Genomic DNA, 20,024 nt, shown 5'->3' with positions numbered 1-20,024 from the left:
ATTTTAATGTGCCTGAGTATAAATGAGGAAAACTATGCGACTTACTTTTAATGACTTTCAGGCGATTTATGATCAGTATCAATTCAATGACACCATCATAATTCGATACAGTAAAGATAAAAATGGCCAAACCATTGATAAGGAAATTAAACTGACCAGGGAAAAAAACAAATTTTATCTTGAAAATATCGAATACAATGAAACTGAAAACAGTACAAAAATCACCTCTCCAAAACAAGAAATAACGGAGCTTTCCTTAAAGCAGGAACATGCCTACATCGCCACTTTATTTACAGAGCTAAAACCAAAACCGACAGTTAAAAAATCAGCTTGGGAAGATTTTAAAAACTCAGATTCCAAACTAAAATGGTTGCTGCGTTATTTTCTTTTAGATACTCGTTTAATTGGCGGAGCAATTGGTCAGGTTATTGCTTACTCGGCAAACAGTGAAAACAAGCATTATAAAACTATCCCGTCTTCAGTATTGGGCAAAACCTTAGGCCCATTGATTTTTCCTGCCGGCTCGAAAAAACCCACTTATGATCTTGAGAAAGACCCCGGCATCATCGAAATTGATACTATTCAACATAAACAATATAAAGCCTTGAAACAGTATAATCCCATCTATCAATCAGATAATGGAACTGTTTGTTTTAAAGAACAACCCGTTTCAATGACTCTTCGTAACACTACGATTGAACTTGAAACAGTTGTTGCTTCAAATGACCTGGTAAATGATGAGAATAAACGTGATCATCTTACAATTGTTTATTTCAACGGGAACAGCGGGAGTTTTCAACAGGACTATCAACAGGTTGCCGAAGATCTGCTGAGTTATGGCAAAGATGGTGTTCCTGTTACCGCAGTTCAATTTAATTATCCGGGAATATTAAACAGCGAAGGGCAGGTAGAAATAGCACAAGATCTGGTTAATTCAGGTATTGCCCAAGTTCAATCCTTACTGGATCAGGGAATACCCCATTCTAAAATCGTATTACATGGTGTTTCTTTGGGTGGAAGTATTGCCAGCCATGTAGCAGCTCATTTCCATCAACTACCTAAAGTAGATGATCCGAAACAAAAACAAACTTTGGGTGGATTATATGCTTCGCGCACCTTTGCATCCACAGCCCAAGTAGGAAGAGATTATTTCAATCGTGCCCTGGGTAATAACATTTTTTCCCGAATTATTTCAACACTTTGTCTGCCTTTTATCAAGATGGGAACCTGGGGTTCCAATTGGGATTTAGATACCGGTAAAGCATTTTTCAGCCTACCTAAAGATAAGAGAAATTATTCAGTTGTAATCTCTCCAAAGTCTCATAGAAATGCCTATCGTGAACAGCATCAAGGCTCCTGGTTTCAACAGATTGTCGATTTTATATTAGGACGAGAGAATAATCCTGTTGATGACGCTGTTTTAGGACGCGGTTTACATGATTCATGGGAACGATCTTTTGATAAGTTTCTAGCTCAATGGGGTTTTTATGGTGAAAAAGCCATGAAAAATTACTCTGCTGAAAACAGTTATCGTAAGATGATGGTTGTTGATTTTAAGACAAAACAATTTGCTCCTGACCTGGATGGCCATGCAGTAGCAGATTATTGTTATAAAAAAGGAGATCAACTGTTTAATCCAACCAAAGCCAATAAGTCTATTGGTTTAGTTCACCGAGCGCCTGCAGTCACTGTATCCAAAGATGGAATACAACTGAGAGCCTTACCTATAGATGGAAATGAAGCAGGAGAAGTGTCTCGTCGCTCAATGTTAAATATGTCGATGACATCATCTAATTAAATTCAATTTTTAATCGATTTGAAGGTACTATCTAACCTCGTTATCCATGGTGCCTTTAACATTAAAAATAAGCCAATGTGTTGTGAATTAAAAGGAAGTAAGGGTGGTTGATGATCCTTTATTTATAAGGGGTTCTTAAGATTTAAAATCCAATCACAATGAAGCTGATAACAAAATGGAATTAATGTACTAATATAATACATATATCCTTTTTTATCGGCGTTTCATATGGTTAAGCCCATCCAAATTGATATAAAGGAAGATTATACCAATAAAATTTTTGATGAAATACAGGTTCCAGAAAAGGTGGTCGAAGAAAGGGTGAAACAACTAGATAAAATTCTCAATTTTTTTAAAGTTGAAGCCTATGCGAAATATTCTGATACGAAATTCAAAGACTCTATTGATCAATTTATCATGGAAGCTAAAAAAATCAATAAGGAATTATCAAGCAGATATAAAGAGGATCAAGAATATAAAGATCAGTTAGAAGGCAGGTTGTGTCAATTTGCCCTGGAATCATTTCCACACCAGAATACCATCATTCGCCTGGTACTTGATTTGATTTTGTGGCCTTTATGTTTTATCACCAAGCTTGTAACTGGTTCTTGGTTTTTTTCTACTGCAGATACGAATCGAGTGAAGCTTTTTAAGACAGAACAGATCAATGTCGATGAAGCAGTGAGCCAAAGAAATTGGAAACGATTCTCTCAATTACTTGCTCGTAAGGAGCCGATCTCTAAGAGTATTAGGGAAACTGCTTCTAAATTTATTTTGGAAGATGACCGTTGGGATGTGGGATTTCAATTAGAAAAGGGCTTAAGCGAGGGGGAATATGTCTTAACGCAAGGCCCTCTTATGAAATCAATTCAAACAAAGCAACTGGAAGAACTTACTCATAAATTACTTACCCTTACAAATTTTAAAATGATCCATTCAGACAATTCAGATGTATTAAGATTTGATACTGGGGAAGAGTTTAATTTAACAGACATTTTTAAGTTCGCAGATTTAAGTCATTTGAGCTTGAGTGCATCAGATTATGCGCAATATGAACAACTAATCAATCCAGGTTTTATAAGCTGGGGTAAAAAACTACAATCAAAATTTCCTGATTTAACTATTGCTGAAATGGCGGCTATTCATCGCTATACGGGTTCTGGCTATATAGGCATGAACTCCTTGCTAAGGGAAAAATACCCTTATAGTACTGCAAGCACATCAATTCTTAGATCGGTCATTTGTCATACTGTTATGTGTGCCAGTGGCCTTTCTAAAACACCTGATAGCAATATACCTGTTTGTTATAGGGGGGAGCAACTTTATGATAAGGAAGAACATTATAAACGAATTCAAGCAGCCGCTGTACATGGTGTAATTCAATTATCCGGTTTTGTCAGTACAAGCGTTCAAAACTCAAAAGCTTTTAGTTGTAACGTTCAATTCTCCATTACCAATTTAAAAGGTAAATATATTGCTGAGTTATCTGCAGTACCTCATGAGAAGGAGTTTCTTATCCTCCCAACCCATGTTCAAATCGGAGAATACAAATATACAGATGGGTACCATAGTTTTAAAGGAGCCTTGGTTCGCGATTTGGCTTTAATTGATCGGCTTGACAAGGGTCCTCAACAAGTCATTTAAGGACAGGTAACAAGTAGGGACTTAGTTCAATGAGTGTTTCTTTACCTCAAGTACCTCGTTCGCTCTACTCACTCCGCGACCTTATTAATGAATAGTGCCTTTGACAATTTTAATTTTCTGCAGATTGACAAGATGTATCAGTTAAGCCAATGTATGATTCGATTGATAACAGTAAAACTTTGATTCATTCAAAAGAAGTATTTGCAGCAGGAGTTTAACATGACGGAAAGGAATAAAGATAAAGTTTATCAAGTATATGATGAGATCATCTACTGGTTTGATGATAACCGTAGTAAGGATCTGAATATGGAGAAATTTTATTTAAATTTTATTCAAAAATATCTTAAACCTAAAGACAAAATATTAGATGTAGGCTGTGGTACAGGAGAACCTATAGCTCAGTTTTTAATCACTGAAGGTTATGATGTAACCGGAATAGATGCCAGTAGTAAAATGATTGATTTATGTAAAAAGCGATTTCCTAAGAACAAATGGATTTTAGCAGATATGCGCACTTTGGATTTGAAGGAACTATTCCATGCAGTTATTGCCTGGCATAGCTTATTCCATTTACCTCATGATGATCAAAGAATGACATTAAGGTTGCTTGCTTCCTATGTTAATCACAATGGTTTATTAATCTTTACATCAGGACCAGAATACGATGAAGTTTGGAGTGATAATGGTGGATACGATTTATACCATGCATCTCTTTCTACCGAAGAATATAAACAGATACTTATAGATAATAATTTTAAAGTACTGGCGCATAAAATTAGAGATCCTGAATGTGGTGACGCGACAGTTTGGGTAGCCCAAAAAAACTAGTTGCTCTTATTGGTAGTATCCGCGCTACCTACAATCACACTAAGTCTGAGATAGTGCATGCTGATAATATTCATCAAGAATATCTATTTTCAATCTTTTCCCCATAAATAAAACCATCTATTTCGATATTGTCATTATGCTTTACAAAATCCATTTATGTGGTATATTTCTCACATAAAGTGCGAATAACATTACATTTTAAATATGGGTGAGGGCTGCAGTGGAACATATCGCTTTTGAAACACGAATAAAAGAATATCGTGCAAAATACAACTTAACTCAAGAGATGCTTGCTAACCGTGTGGGCGTGAGTAGGGAGACTATTAACTATCTTGAAAAAGGTAAATATAACCCATCGTTAAAGTTGGCTTTTTCTGTAGCCCATGCATTAAAAACGACTATAAATGAACTATTTATTTTTAATTGGGAGGAGAAATTATGATTGGCAATCCAAAATGGTTTAAACGTCGCCTATACACTGGCTGGGGCATTACACCAAGGTCTTGGCAAGGATGGGCATACATTTTTAGTATAACAGCCTTAATTTTAATTGCTTCGTTGCTTACTCATTTAATAGGTATGACCGAAAAATATCGAGTGATTACTTTGCTGGTTTTATTATCCATAATCGTTATTGATTTTGTAGATATAGCAAGAAAAATCAAACAGGATGAGCGTGAATCATTACATGAAGCAATTGCGGAACGTAATGTAGCTTGGATTATTACTTTAATACTTTGTATTGGGATTGTATATCAATCAATAATAAGCATTTTACATAATAGTTTATATATAGATCCGTTTATTATAACAGCCCTTATTGTTGGAACTATCGTTAAAGGTTTTTCTAGTTGGTATTTATCTGATAAATAAAGTTGGGGCTGTTGACAATTCAGCCCACCGAACTATGCGCCGTGCCTCAACACATCTTCGAGTGTCATGATTTAAATAAAATGCCTTAAATATCAGGTTGCATTAATGATTTGTAACCACCCTTCCTATAATCACTCTAAGTCTGATTATCAAAATAATCAGACTTAACAGATTATTGTAATGAAGGATATGACGTTGAGTACTCTTCTGTTCCAAATGAATTAGTGACTTGTAAACATTGATCAAGCGTACTACCAAGCTCCTGACTTAAATCTGGAATAGCCTCTTTGAGAGTACTTATTTTTTCTTTTACATCATCCAAAGTATTCATTTGTGTTATGCATGAAATTAAGGTATCTGCATAATTTAGTTCTCTCTCAGTTCTGAGTCTTACTTTGAATAATTGGGATTTTTGAGTATTAGGATCAATATGCTGTTTTAGTTGAACTTCTTCCTTAAACTTTTTTAATTCACTAATACAAAAACGTTGAGCCATTTCAATCGGCTCTTCATGATGTTGTTGAACATGTGGATTTTCTTCTACTATCCGGATTATTTTCAAATCTTCAAGTATGGAATCCTTTTCGTCGTCCTCATCGTCCTCATCATCATCATCGTGCTGACCTCTTCTATCAATTGAATTGCTTGGTTCAGATGAACTTGAGCTTGATTGTGATTGAGGATAATCACTACCAGGGCTATTGGGATTGTATTGAATAGATTTTATTAAAACACTATCTAAATGAGCCAAAGCGTCTTCATGCAGACGCACTTTCTCGCTCCTGGATAAGGAATACAATTGAGAGCCAGCATGGGCTTGTGCTAATTTATCCCTCAATTCAAGATCATGTTTTAAAAAAATTACATCAACAACATCGGGTCTATGTGTTTTTAGAAAGATCAAAGCCCTGCAAGTAGACAGTGTATGTGGGTATTTCCCTGGCAGTTTTTCCTCAATTTCTCTATTTTTGCTTTCAAAAAACCAACTCCTTTTTTCCCACTCCAAAAGGCTGGTTTCGCTTTTTTGTCTTGTTAAACGGTGAGTATTTGCACTGTTTTGTTTCTGTTCCAATTGTAATGCCAAACCTACGTCAACACAGACAACAAGTCCATCAGATTGTCTTTTAATAAAATTCTTGGGGGCCAGGGCATCCATGACAATTCTTCCTGAACGATTATAAATATCCACTAAAGCCGCCCCTATTTCCTTATCAGAAGCTTGTTCTCCTTCTACAAAGGGACATAACCAACCTTTCCCATAAGTTGTTTCTACAATTTTAGCATCGGGATAAATGTGTGAATTTAATTCATTCCATAAACGTACCGCTCGTTCAGGAATATCAGTGGCTGGAATGGTCCCATCAAATTCTTCCTTTGGAATCTTAAGTACCAAGGTCGACTCCTCATTGCGGTAGACATCATTATAATTTCCATTAGCACTTAAAAGAATCCATCGCATCATTTATACTCCAGGTATCATTAGAACTAAATTGAGCCTAATTGAAATAAAATCAAAATTTAGTGTTAAGTAAATTATATGAATGGCAATATTAAGGATTTCTTAATATCAATGATCAGAATTTTTAATCTCAATACATAATGCACATAGTGTTATAAAAAATTATCAGTATAATGCCTTGAATAAATCTATTCCTCATCATGAAATACAGTTTAAAAATTGTCCTGGATTATGGAAATTTAATGTACATGATCATTAATTTATAAATGAAGGAGAACACAGATGTCTGACGAAATTAATCCGTTATTTACAGCGACTGCAACTGCTATTGGAGGCCGAAATGGTCAAAGTGAAACAAGTGATGGTTCACTCAAGGTTAACCTCTCGGTACCCAAAGAGCTTGGAGGTCCAGGTAAACAAGGTACGACTACACCCGAACACTTGTTTGCCACTGGTTATGCAGCCTGCTTTGGCGGTGCTCTTGATTATGTAGCAAAACAACATAAAAAAGATGCAACAAAAACTACGATAACCTGCGCCGTTTCAATTGGACCTCGGAAAAAAGGTGGTTTTGGGATCGCCGTTAAAATGAAAATTGAAGATAAAAATTTTAACAAAGAAGAGCTTGCTCTATTAGTTCAGGAAGCTCATGAACAAGTGTGTCCGTACTCTCATGCAACCCGTGGCAACATTGAGGTTACATTTGACATAGTAGGCTCCTGATATTCAAAGGCCCACTCTTTCAGCACACACGGATATAATACTCGGTATCACACATTCGTTGGGTCATTGACCCAACATGCTTTTATAAATTGACTTAGAAACTGAAAAAAATCATTAACTATTAGGGTGAATTATCAATTCATCAATCTAATGTTTGAAGCCATTAACTCATTCCCCCAAGAACTTAAACGCTGATCAACTTTCAATTCACTATCCAAATTTGACTCATTATAAAACAAATCCCCAACTGCTTCACTCCCAGATTCCTTTATAAATACCTTACCCTGTGCTCCCGCAGCACAAAGTGTTTTATAAGCTATGATGCGATCACAGACCGAGCTCAATCCTTTCCTTAACTCAACAATAAAGTTATCAGCAAAGCCCATATTGCAGGAAAACAGTTCAATTGTGTCCAAATGTTTGTCCGCAAGTTCAAGATCCTCAGTTATCCACTCGATATAAGCATCGGCATCAAGACCGGCAATTAATTGATCCTTAGTACTGCCTTGGGCAATAATCAAAAGAGAGTCTCCAGGATTAAGCATATCCAGGAATGCGTTTAATGAGTCATTATCATCGAGGTACATGAGTTCACAAGAATAACCATATCTTTTCTGGGTAGTTACAATTGTTGATTGAATCTTTTTATCAAGCGCATAAATAAATCGTTGTTTTTGTTGTGTTTGTGCTCTTAATGAATAGCTGATTTCAGTATTGGAGTTTATTTCATGAGTTATTTCTTTTGGCTTATAATCTGAATCAGAATACAGTTCTATAATAATAGTTTTACTTGTATCAGTATTCTTGTCTGCAGATCGTTTAAATAATGTATAAGTGCCTGACAGCTTATCTATTTTTTCGTTATACATAAATCTACTTCAATTTGAATGGATTAAATTAAGAACATCATAACACAAAAACACCCATATAGAACAACAATCAAACATAAATAAAAGTGGTATATTAAAGACTATTTGGTATAAGGACTTCCAGTTTACTCTTCAGCCTCACAAATTAATGCATTAATTAATTCAGCTGCAGAAGTATTCCTGCATAAAAAAGCAGATTGTCCTGCCCACATCGACATATAATCGATATTGTTTTGTTCTCTGGCTTTTCTTCTCATTTTGGTTGTTAAAGCATTCTGAACAGGATAATCCAGAATAGTCGAAGAGTACCGCCCCATATTCACAATAAATTTATTACGTATCCCCCTTGCAAGTTTTCCAGAAAATACTCGGGTTAAAACGGTGTTGTCCTGTCGCTGAGCTAACAAGGTTTGTTTCATGATTGACGGAACTCCTGACTCAAAACAACTCAGGAAAGCAGTTCCCATCTGAACGCCAGCACTGCCTAAAGTAATAGCCGCATTAATTCCTCTGCCATCCATAATTCCACCCGCGGCAATTAAGGGAGTGCGGAGACGATCAGCCAATAGAGGTAACAAACTAAACAGACCAGTCAAAGAGTCTTCCGCAGATCCGATAAAAGTTCCACGATGCCCTCCTGCCTCACTGCCTTGAGCAACAATTAAATCAATACCACTCTCCTCAAGTAGAAGTGCTTCTGATAAATTTGTGGCTGTACCAATTAAAACCGTTCCTCTTTTTTTAAATTGAGATATCCATAACGGATCCAATGTACCAAAAGTAAAACTAAATACAGGAATGTTCTCTTCAACTAAAACACTGATTTGTTCATCGAACGATTGAATATTAAGTGCAGTAGCGGGATCAATATCAACGTTTAACTCCTGACAAGATTGGCTAATAGCACTACAGGACTGCAGAATGTGTTCTGGACTGGCTTGATGCGGCTCAGGAATGAACAAATTGACGGCAAAAGGATGATTTGTCAATTGACGTACCGTTTTTAACTCTCGCCTAATCTCTGTTGGGGACAAATACCCCGCAGCCAAAGAACCCAGGCAACCCGCATTTGAGACAGCAGCAACCAGTTCCGGAGTTGTCGATCCTCCCGCCATAGGTGCTTGAATAATCGGGAATTGTATACCTAGCTTTTCGGTCAATGATGTATGCCACATGATGATCACTCACAAGTTACACAATATTTTCGGATAACTGCTACCTGTTTTTTATTACTCTATTGTACTTAGTCTATTTTTAAGCTTAACGCAATATTCACTCTGTGTACTGGATACTTCTAAATATCGTTACAAATCAGACAAAAAATCACCCAGGTTCGTTAAGATAACGTATGTTTAAATTCTAAATTTCCGAAACAAAAAATGAGATTTATTGCAGTATAAATAATAAGATACACTGTCATTTTTTGAAATCTTTAACGAAATATTCTAAAATTAATCAAAGAGTTGATTAATAATACTTAACCATTTAGGGATAATTTTTTTATGACAACTTACATTTTCCCAGGCCAAGGCTCCCAAGTAATCGGTATGGGAAGCGACTTATTTCATGAATTCGATACTTATGTACATCAGGCAAACAGCATCCTCGGATATGATATTGTTGACTTATGCCTGAATGACGAAAATCAATTACTCAACCAAACACAATATACTCAACCCGCCCTCTTTGTTGTTAATGCCCTCTCCTATTTAAAAAAATTACAAGAAAATCCTGATAAACCTGATTTTGTCGCTGGGCACAGTCTGGGAGAATACAATGCATTGCATGCCGCAGAAGTTTTTGATTTTGCAACGGGTTTAAAACTGGTAAAAAAACGCGGTGAATTAATGAGTGCAGCACAAGGTGGTGGAATGGCCGCAATCCTCGGATTAAGAGAAGAGCAAATAGTGTCCGTGCTGCAATACAACCAACTCAGTACTCTAAGTATTGCGAATTATAACAGTTACACTCAAATCGTTATTTCAGGGCCAGCCCAGGATATTATGTCAGCGCAAAAATGTTTTGAATCGGCAGGTGCTATGGCTTATATTCCTTTAAGAGTAAGCGGAGCCTTTCATTCACCCTATATGAATGCAGCACAACAGGTTTTTTCAGAGTTTATTAAGCAATTTACCTTTTTACCTCCATGCATTCAGGTGATTTCTAATATTCATGCAAAACCTACCTCAGTCGCTGAAATTCCAGAGTGTCTTGAAAACCAGATAACCCATTCAGTTAACTGGTCACAAAGCATTCAGTATTTGCTTGATCATGGGGAATCTGACTTTGTAGAGATTGGACCTAGGAAAATACTAACCAATCTCATACAAAATATTAAAAACGGTATGTAACTCTAATTCATCCATGGTGTAGAAGTAACTATTTTTGATGATAAACGCAAGATATCATCTCCTGATTCATATCGTCATTATTCCCATCAGTATGATAATACTGACCTTTAATGAATAACTGCCGATCCCTTAGCGTCATAGAGACTTTACTAAAAAATACATTTAAAGCGCTTTCCGGACTCACAAAGAAATCTGTATTAATAAAAATCAATGCTGAATAATCAGTACTCCAGCGAACTGTGGTCGTGTTGTGCTTTGTCTCATTCATGTTGGAAGATGCATTGGATTTAACTTCTCCCAATTCATAGTGTTCCTCCATAAACCCATAAGAAATCCTTAACTGACTGCCATCATGTTTGATGGTGATATCCACCGCAGGATTATTATCACACTCTCCCACCCACTCTCCGGAAAAATTGATTTGGTGAACTAGTGTTGTATTAGTATCTTTTGAAGGTGATTTTAGGGATTTATATGCTTGATGAAGCCAAGGCAATGCACATACATTATCGATCAAACACAGCATCATTAAGACAGTAAAATAAATTCGTATCATTTGAACATCCTTGTATTAATTCAGAAAAGATTAATATTTTATTGAATCCGAGTCCAGCTGAAACCCATGTAATAAAAAACTCTGTAACAGATTCTTCAATTTAATGGCTCATATTCTCCGATATGATTGCATGCTATGAATAATGCATTGCTTTTTGTGCTTTCAAGGAAAGGGATTCCAAATAGGAACTTATAGGATAATGAAACCTTTTAAACAAATAAAAATGCCTGATTTGTAATCAGGCATTTCAAAAGAATCTTGAGCTAAATCTATCTCATTTGTAATCCTGTATCGGACTCGACATCAAACTCTTCATTTACTGCATTCTCGGTATTAACTCCTACCTCGTCCTTAACCTCAGCGATTACTTCTGACTTAACGGGAGCTATAGATGGGCTTGAGCCTACTTTAAAGAAACTAAAGATGCTCTTCATTACATTAGTCATTAAGCCTTGCAAGAACGAAGTAATGGGAGTTAACAACAAGTTTACAAATACTGCTCCTAACTCTTTTTCTATAGCTGGTTTAGCTCTATTGATAGTGTCAGTGCTCTGCTGCTTAAAGGCATCTATAGATAGCTTTTTTGCTTGAAAGCATGCATCGCCTAAATCAGATAATTTATCATGCAACAGATTTGCAAGATTATATCCTAATTGTTCAGAAGCAGATAAATCACTTTTTTGTAAGTTAGTATCAATCTTTTCTTTATAGGCTGCTAATAAATCTCTAAATTTCTTCCCTATAGTACCCAGGGTTGAATCTAAAGATAGTGAACCTTCAGTTATCACTGATTCCAATTTTTCCGCAGCGCTCTGTCCAAGTTGAGCACCTAAAGATGCTACACCTTCGACAACATGCCCCTTTATTTCATTCAACGTTGTATCAAAAGCTGCCATTGCTACCTCCTTAACGACTCGTTTTTTGGTTTGATTGACTAATTCAGTTGCTGCAGAACCGGCTTTACCCAATAAATCTTGAATTGTTTCAACTACTCCATTTGGCTCTGTTACCTTTTCAGACTCTGGTTTGTTACTAGCAGGCATAATTTCTTCCATGATCACTCCTGCTGAAGTTCTGCCTATTAAACCTCCAACCGCACTAGTTGCACCCTTGAGGATTCGAGATCCGGTATTGCTTATAGCTGAGGTTACGGCGCTAAATGAATTTTGTAACCCTGAATAAAGACTCGAAAGTATTGACATGATTTCTCCGCTTTGGTTAAGTTCAGCACAATAATATCATTCAATACTTAACGAAATATTAACTGTTCTTAACAATATGGTAACATTTTATGATTTTGTTAACTAATTTGTAATATTTATGTTACAAAAGGAGGGGTTCAATAGTGATGAGCAAATCCTGAATAGCATATTTAAATCCAGGATTCCCCCTTAAGAGAGCAGCGTAACAGCCAACTCACTTAAGGACGGTTATCTGATTGAAACTCAATCCAGAACTATTGAAAACAATTTAAGCAACCTGTAATTCCAATAGTTGTTTTATCCTTGTTTCTGCATGGTGTAACGCTTGATTTCGTATCTGTTCCCCTATGTTCACCCTTCTGCCCTGATAAAGTGTATCTCGTTAATGCCTACAAAATTTAAAACCGTAGTTAAATAGCGTTCCTGATGATCAAGGCTTAACATAGGTTCTGAATTATAATATCCACCTCGACTGGAAATTATAAAAGCCTGCTTTCCAGTGGCTAGCCCATGCACTTTGCCATCAATGTATTTAAACGTTTTTCCTGCAACCAAAACACGATCAATCCAGGCTTTTAATTGAGATGATACAGAGAAGTTATACATAGGAGCACCTATAACCAGTACCTCAGCGTTCAAAAATTCTGAAACTAATTGCCCGGATAATTCCAGTTCTTCTTTGATTAGCGGAGAAATCTGTGCGGGATCGGCATTATAGGCACTAAGAATATTCTGCGATAAATGATTAATCGGTTGGGCATGTAAGTCTCGATAAGTCACTTGAGTTTCAGGATAAAGCTGTTGCCATTGACTAATAAAGCTATGGGTTAGCTGTCGAGAAACAGATGCCTTGTTTAATATACTGGAGTCAATTGCTAATAAGTTCATTTCATCATTCCTCATTTATTGGTTCTATTATTATCATAGTATTTGAACCAATAAATGATTAGATAAGTATTTTGCGAAACATTGTCCTATTTTAGATACTAATAACTGTTATAATAGTACTATAGACAATCTAAATATGAGAATAACATGCTGTGGGATCTTAATGATTTGTATTTTTTCTATCTTATTGTAGAACACGGTAATTTTACAAAAGCTGGACAAAGCATAGGAATTACCAAATCAAAAATCAGTCGACGAATCAGCGACCTGGAAGAGCATTTAGGTGTACGTCTTCTTCATCGATCTACAAGAAAGCTTGCATTAACGGATATTGGCCAAATTTTTTATCAACATTGCAAAGCCATGGTTAGTGAAGCAGAAAACGCACAAGAAGCAGCATTACAAGTACAGAGTACCCCGCGCGGCCGAATTCGTGTGACCTGCCCTGCATTATTTGCCCAATCATCGTTCGCCCAAACCATTACCCGATTCATGAAACGCTTTAAAGACGTACACATACTGCTCAATGCCACAGATCGCTCAGTCGATCTGATTCAGGAAGGCTTTGATGTTGCCATTCGATTTCAATCCAATAATTTCAATGACTCCAGTCTTGTAGTAAGGAAATTAGGATTGAGTACAAGTTCTTTACTGGCAAGCCCTGAATATCTATATGAATACGGCTACCCGGAATCACCACAAGATCTGGTTAATTTTAATTGTTTTGCCAAAACACGTAATGAAGGGATTGCTCAATACTCTTTAACTCATAGAGATGGTCATCAAATTAACATTAATTTTCAACCCTTATTAGAAAGCAATGATTGGTTAGTGCTGAAGCAAGCGGCTTTATCTCACTTGGGTATTACTTTACTGCCCGAAGAACTCTATCGAGAAGAAATGAAAGCTGGTCAATTAGTGCCTGTATTATCTGAATGGTCGTTACCGGAGGCTAGTCTCTATGTTATTTATCCATCCAGGCGTGGTTTGATTCCAGCAGTACGTGCATTTATTGATTTTATTGCCGAAGATATTAAAACGCATTGTACCGCGCATATTGCTCAAGAATGACTGATGGACGTGAAAGACGTTTTAAATAAAATTTGAATTATTGATTTTTAGCTAGTACTCAATTCATCACGTAAAAAAAATGCATAGTCTTTTGATGCTCTATAATTAAACTGAAAATAGGACTCACAAGAAGTACATATATTATGCGATTGAAACTTTTTACACTATCAGAAGAACATAAAAATATACTGCGTGCACAAAAAAAATTGGTCCATCGCACACTTGATACTATTGCAGTGTATTTGGTGAAAAATAAAGCCGTGCCTGAGGAATGGAGAGAAAAAATAAAAGATGAGGCGATGATTAATTATTATGATGTCATCCCCAAAGGCAAACGATTAAGGTCACCTGAAATTGATCTGGAAGTAATTATGTCGCGATCGAACGGCGAGGTAGAAACCAAAATCTATAAAAAAAATGCAAATCAGGCCAATGCATCCCTGATTGCTTTTGTGAAAAAGGCATTATTAGAAAGACAATCAAAATTAATCGCTATGAAAAACAATACAATCGATTCCGTAAAGCTTGACCACATTAATAAGCATCTGCAACAAACAGAGCGATTTATTGATGATTGTTTATTCTTGAAAATAAGCAGTCAATTATTAATTGCTGAAGTTGGTGCACTACATCACGCAGAGAACATTTATTCCGGCATAACCAATTCGATTACCAAGCCCAACAATATCGAGTATTTAAAATTAATAAATTATATCGATGGAATCAAGGAGGTAATTAAACGACATGCACTTATTGATAGTCACGGTGATCGTGTTGCTCCAGGTTCGCGTTTAGATGTTGCTGAAACACGACAAAAATTCAATTTTCTTTACAGCACCATTCACGACTTATATACATCAATAGCGCAAAAAGGTTTACTCGATTTAATTAATCATAAACCAGCAGAACTTTATTTTGAACATGAATTTTACGGTCTGAAGCAAATGTTTTTTGCTAAAAATGATGTGAACTATACTTGGTTTAAATAATAAACCAATATCTGTCTGCTCGCTATGAATACATTAGTAGTGACTTAATTCAACCACATCTGTCTCATTAAAATCAACGATGCATCACATATACTATAATCAAATTAAACCCATACCTTTTATACTAATTCATTATGGCAAAAAGAGTAGTTTTATGTTTTGACAGTGCCGAAGCTGAAGAAGTAAATGCTTTTATCAGGCGCATGCGAACAGTTGAAGAAAATAAAGGATTGGATGGTGATGCTCTTGATATTGAAGTCATCTATCCATGTGATATCAGCGAAAATCAATATATGAGCTGGAAAGGCACTGAACCAACAGAACACGATAAAAAAATTCTCAATTCGTTAACTCCTGAAGATAAAATATACGTCTGGGGTCATGGTGCTCCTAATTACGCATCAATGCCAGGAGCAGTTTATACTGAACTTGCCGATTATCTTGAGAAATCGATTAATAAAGTTAATTTTGCTCCTGGTAAAGGCTCACTTAATATTACCATGGAAATATGTAATGGCGGTCGCGGAGGTGAACAAGGCAGAGACAGTTATGCTGCGCGATTGCATTCTTTGTTGGGAAAAAAAGGGATACATGCGACAGTCACCGGACGCTTAAGAAACGTTATTATTGATGTCAATCGAATTCAAAGGGATGGTATTACCACAATGGAACGTTCTAAATGGGCTTTAGTAGAAGCCGGGCTTTATGAAGCAGATACTTTTTATGAACGCATGGCGGTTCGCAGTAAAGTCTCTTATCAATGGGATAGAAATGACCCCTCCGTTCAGGTTAGAGTAGACAGTTATAGAAGATCAGCATTAATTGGTTTTTTAAAAATCAAAGAACAAATTTTGGATAAAGTGAATTCTGAACGCTTTCCTTTAATGAGTCCACGACATTTACATCAACTACTATTAACAATTGAATTCAATTTATCCCAGGATCGAAAGCAATTTGATGTGGATCTTGTTAAAAAAACCACTCAGGAATTGGGTGAATATTGCCATCAAATTGGAATCAGTAAAAAGGAATTGGAACGGTATGGCTTTAACTATTTTCAGGAATCTTTGGGTAACAAAGTAACAAAAGATGGCTTTTTAAGGATAAAGACCGGAATCAAGTGTACCGATCCTCTACTTGATATTGAAAAAAGACCCATAGTTGATGTTATAAATGAACATCCCCCTTTCCAGGAACTGAATCGCATCATAGTTGATTTTAAAAATACTAAAGACGTGACTGAGGATATAGAGCAATTAATTAAAATCATAGGAACAAAAGAAGATTGGCAAGAAGCAAATCTCTATACTGATCTGGTTACGATTGCCCGATCTTATAATCTTGTGAATAATAATGGAAAGTTAGATATTCCGGATTATGTAGATGTAACTACCCAAATAATTAATAAAGTATTAAATCTGGCTTATAAAAGTGACCTGGATCCAGCTCAAAAACTGAAAGAAATCGCAAACATCAAAAAGCAATTAACCCCGTATAGAAATGCAGATTATGAGTTCAGGCTTATGTCATCTTTGAATAATGAGGCGCCTGCTCAAGAACATATTTTATATTTTGAACAATCCTCAAAAAATATATTTAATTATAAAATACTGGTTGATGGAGAAGTTCTTGAAGGAAAAATTGACATAAAGACCTTGCCCAATTTAACTGTTGCTCAGCAAAAAAAGATTGAGGGAGGTAGCTTAGACGCCTTAAATGCAGTAAAAGATCAGATACTGGATAGTACCGCTGAAAAAGGCCATACCAAAAAAGAATTAACATTCTGGGGCAAAATATGCATTGCTCTATCTGCCCTCGTAAGTGGACTAAAAAATACGTGGGGAGAACGTCACGAAGCAAGCATGCTGGAGTTTATCGATAATTTATTTTACCAACCTTATGAATCAATTAAAGATCACATTACTGAGCATACAAACAATATCAATCAAATTAACGCAGTTATAAAAATTTGTGAAAACAAAATTAGATTGCAAAAACAACACCATCAATCTCCAACCGAACAGTCTTTGGCATCAGATAGTTCAGTTGCGGAAACATCAGATCCATTAGTAGTCGAGACTTTAGAGTTGGATTCCTTAGATCCATTAGAAGCTGATGAGTTAGAGTTTGAGCCTACAGAAGAAAATAATTCATTAAAGAAAACCTTTATGAAATAATACAATTTAAACACTATGCTCTATAATTACCATAACAAGGTGTTCAGAGTGAAGGAAAATGCTTATTACATTGATAGAGCCCATATCACCCCGCTATATCTATATCAACCCAAAAACGAATAAAGTTCACCTGATGACTCCGGTTGTTGGCGGGCAAAGCATCAGTACGGATAACACCTGCAAGGCAACGGTAGCGTTAAGAGAATTTTTTGATGGCGGAGCTCTTCGTGAATTAACTGCTTATAAAGAAGCATTAGCCTTTGATATAGGATTACTTGAGGAAGGTGACGCACAGCGAGTAGCTAAAGAAGAGCGACTGTCTCAAATCGAAGTTTACATTAAAGCGGTTTCAGCGATGCGCTTGAGTTATGGTAAGGCGATGACGTCTTTTCTTGGAAGGCCGTCCAATTTATACAGTATCCAATTACGCCCTCGCGTTCAGGACTACCTATCACGCGTCGTGAATCCTGTATTTAATGTGAACCGAACTAATAATGCCGCTGGTACCCCGCTTTCACCCTTGTATAATGCTATGCATAGCACGTTTCCTACAACCGTGGTGGCAACCACCGACCCACGTACAAGGCTTACAACGGCGGTATTAAGTGCTTTACCCTCAGAGCCAAGCTTTGCAGACATCCAACGGGTATTAGGTGAGCAAAGCTTAGCTCTCTTTGGGTTAACTATTAATTTTAGCCAACGTACCGATGGAACATCTGCAACGAAAGAGGTCATCGATACGCTGATGGGGATTGAAGCGAGTGCCACCGTAGAGGATTATATGGATGCCTTATTAGAAGCGTGTGCCATTGATGTATGGGAAACGCTGCCTACCCCGCCTTTTTATAGCATTTCCGCAGCCACGCATGCGGACGACAAAATAGAACGATTATCGATACTGACTCAATTTTTTCTAGCGCATCTTAATGTGTATTGCAAAGCCAAAGGAATTAGCGGCGGCAATTTTGGAGTGATTCTTGATGCATCTCCTGAGTTAAGTGATGATTTAGTCAGTGTGGTAGCCTCGGCATTAACGTTTGGCGATGACATAGAACGAGCCATTTGTAATTTTTGTAATGTAAATAGCGATGCATTTGGCTTATCACGCACACTCCATGCAGACGATTTGAGCGCTATTCGACAAACCTTTGAACGCAACTATCGTACCGTTACTGCTACAGCAGAAAATCCTCACATGGATGACTTTATGATTTTGGACAAAGAAGCAATAGGAGATTCGGCAAAATTTGTGACCCATCAAGGGTCTATTTGCGTCAACTTTGCTGACATCATTGACCCAACGGCTGCATACAGAAAAAATGCCTATTTTACACAGATTCGCACTGATTTTGCAGTGCATCTTACCGAAATACCTCACCGAAATGAATCCGTGGCGGGCGATGTAGATATGGATGTCGAGACCTTGCTTGCACGAATCGATGTGGAGCAATTTGAGCGCCTACCCAATGAGGCCAAAGAGGCTTGTCGTGCACATCCTGCCTGCTTTTTGAATTATGTGGCCAAAGGGCGTCAAGAGGAAGCAGAGGCCCTAATGACAGCCACACCTGCCAATACCCAAACATTACTTCGAACCTCTGGAGTTTTCACCGATTACTCGGGTAGAACGTTCAATTGTTCCGCCTATGAATACGCCTACTGGGCAAAAGACACCCATATGTGTCGTATGTTAGAGTCCCACATGGATGAAGAAACAAAAGCATTGATGCTAACACGAATCAATGTCAACGACGCCAAAGGACTAAGCTTTTCCCAAAACGGCGAAGAACAGCAAAGTGCTCATTTTGATTTGACAGCGCTTAAAACGGCATTGCAAGTCTACATTGCTGGCTATGATGCGTGGAGTTATGCAGGTAACTGGGATGCAATGAAGGCCGCTTGGATGGATATAGGAAAGGCTCAGCGGAATGTTCCCGCCCACATCGCCCAAGAGTATTGTAGGAAAGACCGGTCTTTCGATCCCACACCCCAATTTAATGAGGTAGCATTGCCGCGTCGTGACTTAACATTTTATAATTTTAATACGGGTGCTTATGAATCTTGGTTCCCACTACGCTCTTCGCATTCTGGTCTTGGTTTTGATTTTAGCTTAGTTCGCGGCGAAGGCGAAGCGGAGAATTCGGTGTTTGGGGCTCGGAAGAGCTGGGTAAATTATTTGGATGGCGTTGAGGCGGGGTTTGATTTTGCGGCTATTACCCGCCTTGATGAAGTGAGAACCGCCGATCTTACGCTTTCGCGAGATCATTTAAACCCACCGGCGAGTGCCCCAGGTATGTCCATGTAATCTCACGGATCACTCCTGTTGCGATGCGCGCGGCAATTGTGTCCCAACAGACGTACAAAAACCATATCACTAATTCCTGAGCTTGCCAGCTTTGTGACGATTAATGAGTTTATAACCGGTCTTACGGCTAATTCCATATCTTGTACATCAATCTGTAAAATCAAATTCGGCTTTTAGCCAATCTCCAATAAATTTTATTTTTCAGCCGCTGCTTGCGTGCTTTGCCAATGCATCGATAACACCTTTTTCTCCTGAGAAAGTGTGAGAATGTCCTTCTCCCTCAGCCCTGAGGGA

General features: G+C 37.3%; 17 protein-coding genes. 11 read left to right on the top strand and 6 right to left on the bottom strand.

The genetic code is table 11. The features are described from left to right. Positions 1-34 precede the first annotated feature (34 nt). The 5 genes from Lqua_RS05525 to Lqua_RS05505 all read left to right on the top strand — a co-directional run bounded on the left by Lqua_RS05525 (position 35) and on the right by Lqua_RS05505 (position 5,143). Positions 35-1,798, top strand: a complete 1,764-nt coding sequence (locus Lqua_RS05525) for an alpha/beta hydrolase family protein (protein WP_058473289.1) — start codon at positions 35-37, stop codon at positions 1,796-1,798. A gap of 228 nt (positions 1,799-2,026) precedes the next feature. Then, positions 2,027-3,442, top strand: a complete 1,416-nt coding sequence (locus Lqua_RS05520) for an ADP-ribosyltransferase (protein WP_058473288.1) — start codon at positions 2,027-2,029, stop codon at positions 3,440-3,442. A 219-nt stretch (positions 3,443-3,661) separates the two neighbouring features. After that, positions 3,662-4,270, top strand: a complete 609-nt coding sequence (locus tag Lqua_RS05515; protein ID WP_058473287.1) for a class I SAM-dependent methyltransferase — start codon at positions 3,662-3,664, stop codon at positions 4,268-4,270. 220 nt (positions 4,271-4,490) lie between these two features. Continuing rightward, on the top strand, positions 4,491-4,712 hold the full coding sequence (locus tag Lqua_RS05510; RefSeq protein ID WP_058473286.1) for a helix-turn-helix transcriptional regulator: 222 nt from the start codon (positions 4,491-4,493) through the stop codon (positions 4,710-4,712). Continuing rightward, positions 4,709-5,143: a hypothetical protein gene (locus Lqua_RS05505; RefSeq protein ID WP_058473285.1), complete on the top strand. Its 435-nt coding sequence runs from the start codon at positions 4,709-4,711 to the stop codon at positions 5,141-5,143. Before Lqua_RS05510 ends, Lqua_RS05505 begins: the two co-directional genes overlap by 4 nt. A gap of 172 nt (positions 5,144-5,315) precedes the next feature. Here Lqua_RS05505 and Lqua_RS05500 read toward each other — a convergent pair whose 3' ends face one another. Then, entirely contained in the window at positions 5,316-6,605 is a 1,290-nt protein-coding gene (locus Lqua_RS05500; protein ID WP_058473284.1) for a hypothetical protein, read from the bottom strand. A gap of 279 nt (positions 6,606-6,884) precedes the next feature. Here Lqua_RS05500 and Lqua_RS05495 point away from each other — a divergent pair, with 279 nt between their 5' ends. Then, positions 6,885-7,325, top strand: a complete 441-nt coding sequence (locus Lqua_RS05495) for an organic hydroperoxide resistance protein (protein ID WP_058473283.1) — start codon at positions 6,885-6,887, stop codon at positions 7,323-7,325. 134 nt (positions 7,326-7,459) lie between these two features. On the opposite strand, the gene Lqua_RS05490 is transcribed toward Lqua_RS05495, so the two are convergent. Then, positions 7,460-8,194: a hypothetical protein gene (locus Lqua_RS05490; RefSeq protein WP_058473282.1), complete on the bottom strand. Its 735-nt coding sequence runs from the start codon at positions 8,192-8,194 to the stop codon at positions 7,460-7,462. 125 nt (positions 8,195-8,319) lie between these two features. Further along, positions 8,320-9,369 (bottom strand): NAD(P)H-dependent flavin oxidoreductase, encoded by a 1,050-nt coding sequence (locus Lqua_RS05485; RefSeq protein WP_058473281.1) that lies wholly within the window; start codon positions 9,367-9,369, stop codon positions 8,320-8,322. 327 nt (positions 9,370-9,696) lie between these two features. Here Lqua_RS05485 and fabD point away from each other — a divergent pair, with 327 nt between their 5' ends. Continuing rightward, positions 9,697-10,545: an ACP S-malonyltransferase gene (gene fabD, locus Lqua_RS05480; RefSeq protein WP_058473280.1), complete on the top strand. Its 849-nt coding sequence runs from the start codon at positions 9,697-9,699 to the stop codon at positions 10,543-10,545. A gap of 28 nt (positions 10,546-10,573) precedes the next feature. Here fabD and Lqua_RS05475 read toward each other — a convergent pair whose 3' ends face one another. The 3 genes from Lqua_RS05475 to Lqua_RS05465 all read right to left on the bottom strand — a co-directional run bounded on the left by Lqua_RS05475 (position 10,574) and on the right by Lqua_RS05465 (position 13,191). After that, positions 10,574-11,101 carry a hypothetical protein gene (locus tag Lqua_RS05475; protein ID WP_058473279.1) on the bottom strand — a complete coding sequence of 176 codons (528 nt, stop codon included), beginning with the start codon at positions 11,099-11,101 and terminating at the stop codon, positions 10,574-10,576. A gap of 269 nt (positions 11,102-11,370) precedes the next feature. Continuing rightward, entirely contained in the window at positions 11,371-12,303 is a 933-nt protein-coding gene (locus Lqua_RS05470) for a hypothetical protein (RefSeq protein WP_058473278.1), read from the bottom strand. 351 nt (positions 12,304-12,654) lie between these two features. After that, positions 12,655-13,191, bottom strand: a complete 537-nt coding sequence (locus Lqua_RS05465) for an FMN-dependent NADH-azoreductase (protein WP_238585537.1) — start codon at positions 13,189-13,191, stop codon at positions 12,655-12,657. A gap of 147 nt (positions 13,192-13,338) precedes the next feature. On the opposite strand from Lqua_RS05465, the gene Lqua_RS05460 reads away from it, so the two are divergent. From Lqua_RS05460 to Lqua_RS05445, 4 genes are all read left to right on the top strand, one after another. After that, entirely contained in the window at positions 13,339-14,262 is a 924-nt protein-coding gene (locus Lqua_RS05460) for a LysR substrate-binding domain-containing protein (protein ID WP_058473277.1), read from the top strand. Between the two features lie 143 nt (positions 14,263-14,405). Next, complete coding sequence (locus Lqua_RS05455; RefSeq protein WP_058473276.1) at positions 14,406-15,251, top strand: hypothetical protein; 846 nt, start codon at positions 14,406-14,408, stop codon at positions 15,249-15,251. 134 nt (positions 15,252-15,385) lie between these two features. Then, positions 15,386-17,428: a hypothetical protein gene (locus Lqua_RS05450; protein WP_058473275.1), complete on the top strand. Its 2,043-nt coding sequence runs from the start codon at positions 15,386-15,388 to the stop codon at positions 17,426-17,428. A 58-nt stretch (positions 17,429-17,486) separates the two neighbouring features. After that, on the top strand, positions 17,487-19,730 hold the full coding sequence (locus Lqua_RS05445; RefSeq protein WP_058473274.1) for a hypothetical protein: 2,244 nt from the start codon (positions 17,487-17,489) through the stop codon (positions 19,728-19,730). Positions 19,731-20,024 lie beyond the last annotated feature (294 nt).

The organism is Legionella quateirensis, from assembly GCF_001467955.1.
Taxonomy (GTDB): Bacteria; Pseudomonadota; Gammaproteobacteria; order Legionellales; family Legionellaceae; genus Legionella; species Legionella quateirensis.
The sequence above is the reverse complement of the archived record's forward strand: the minus strand, read 5'-3'. Positions and strand labels throughout refer to the sequence as shown.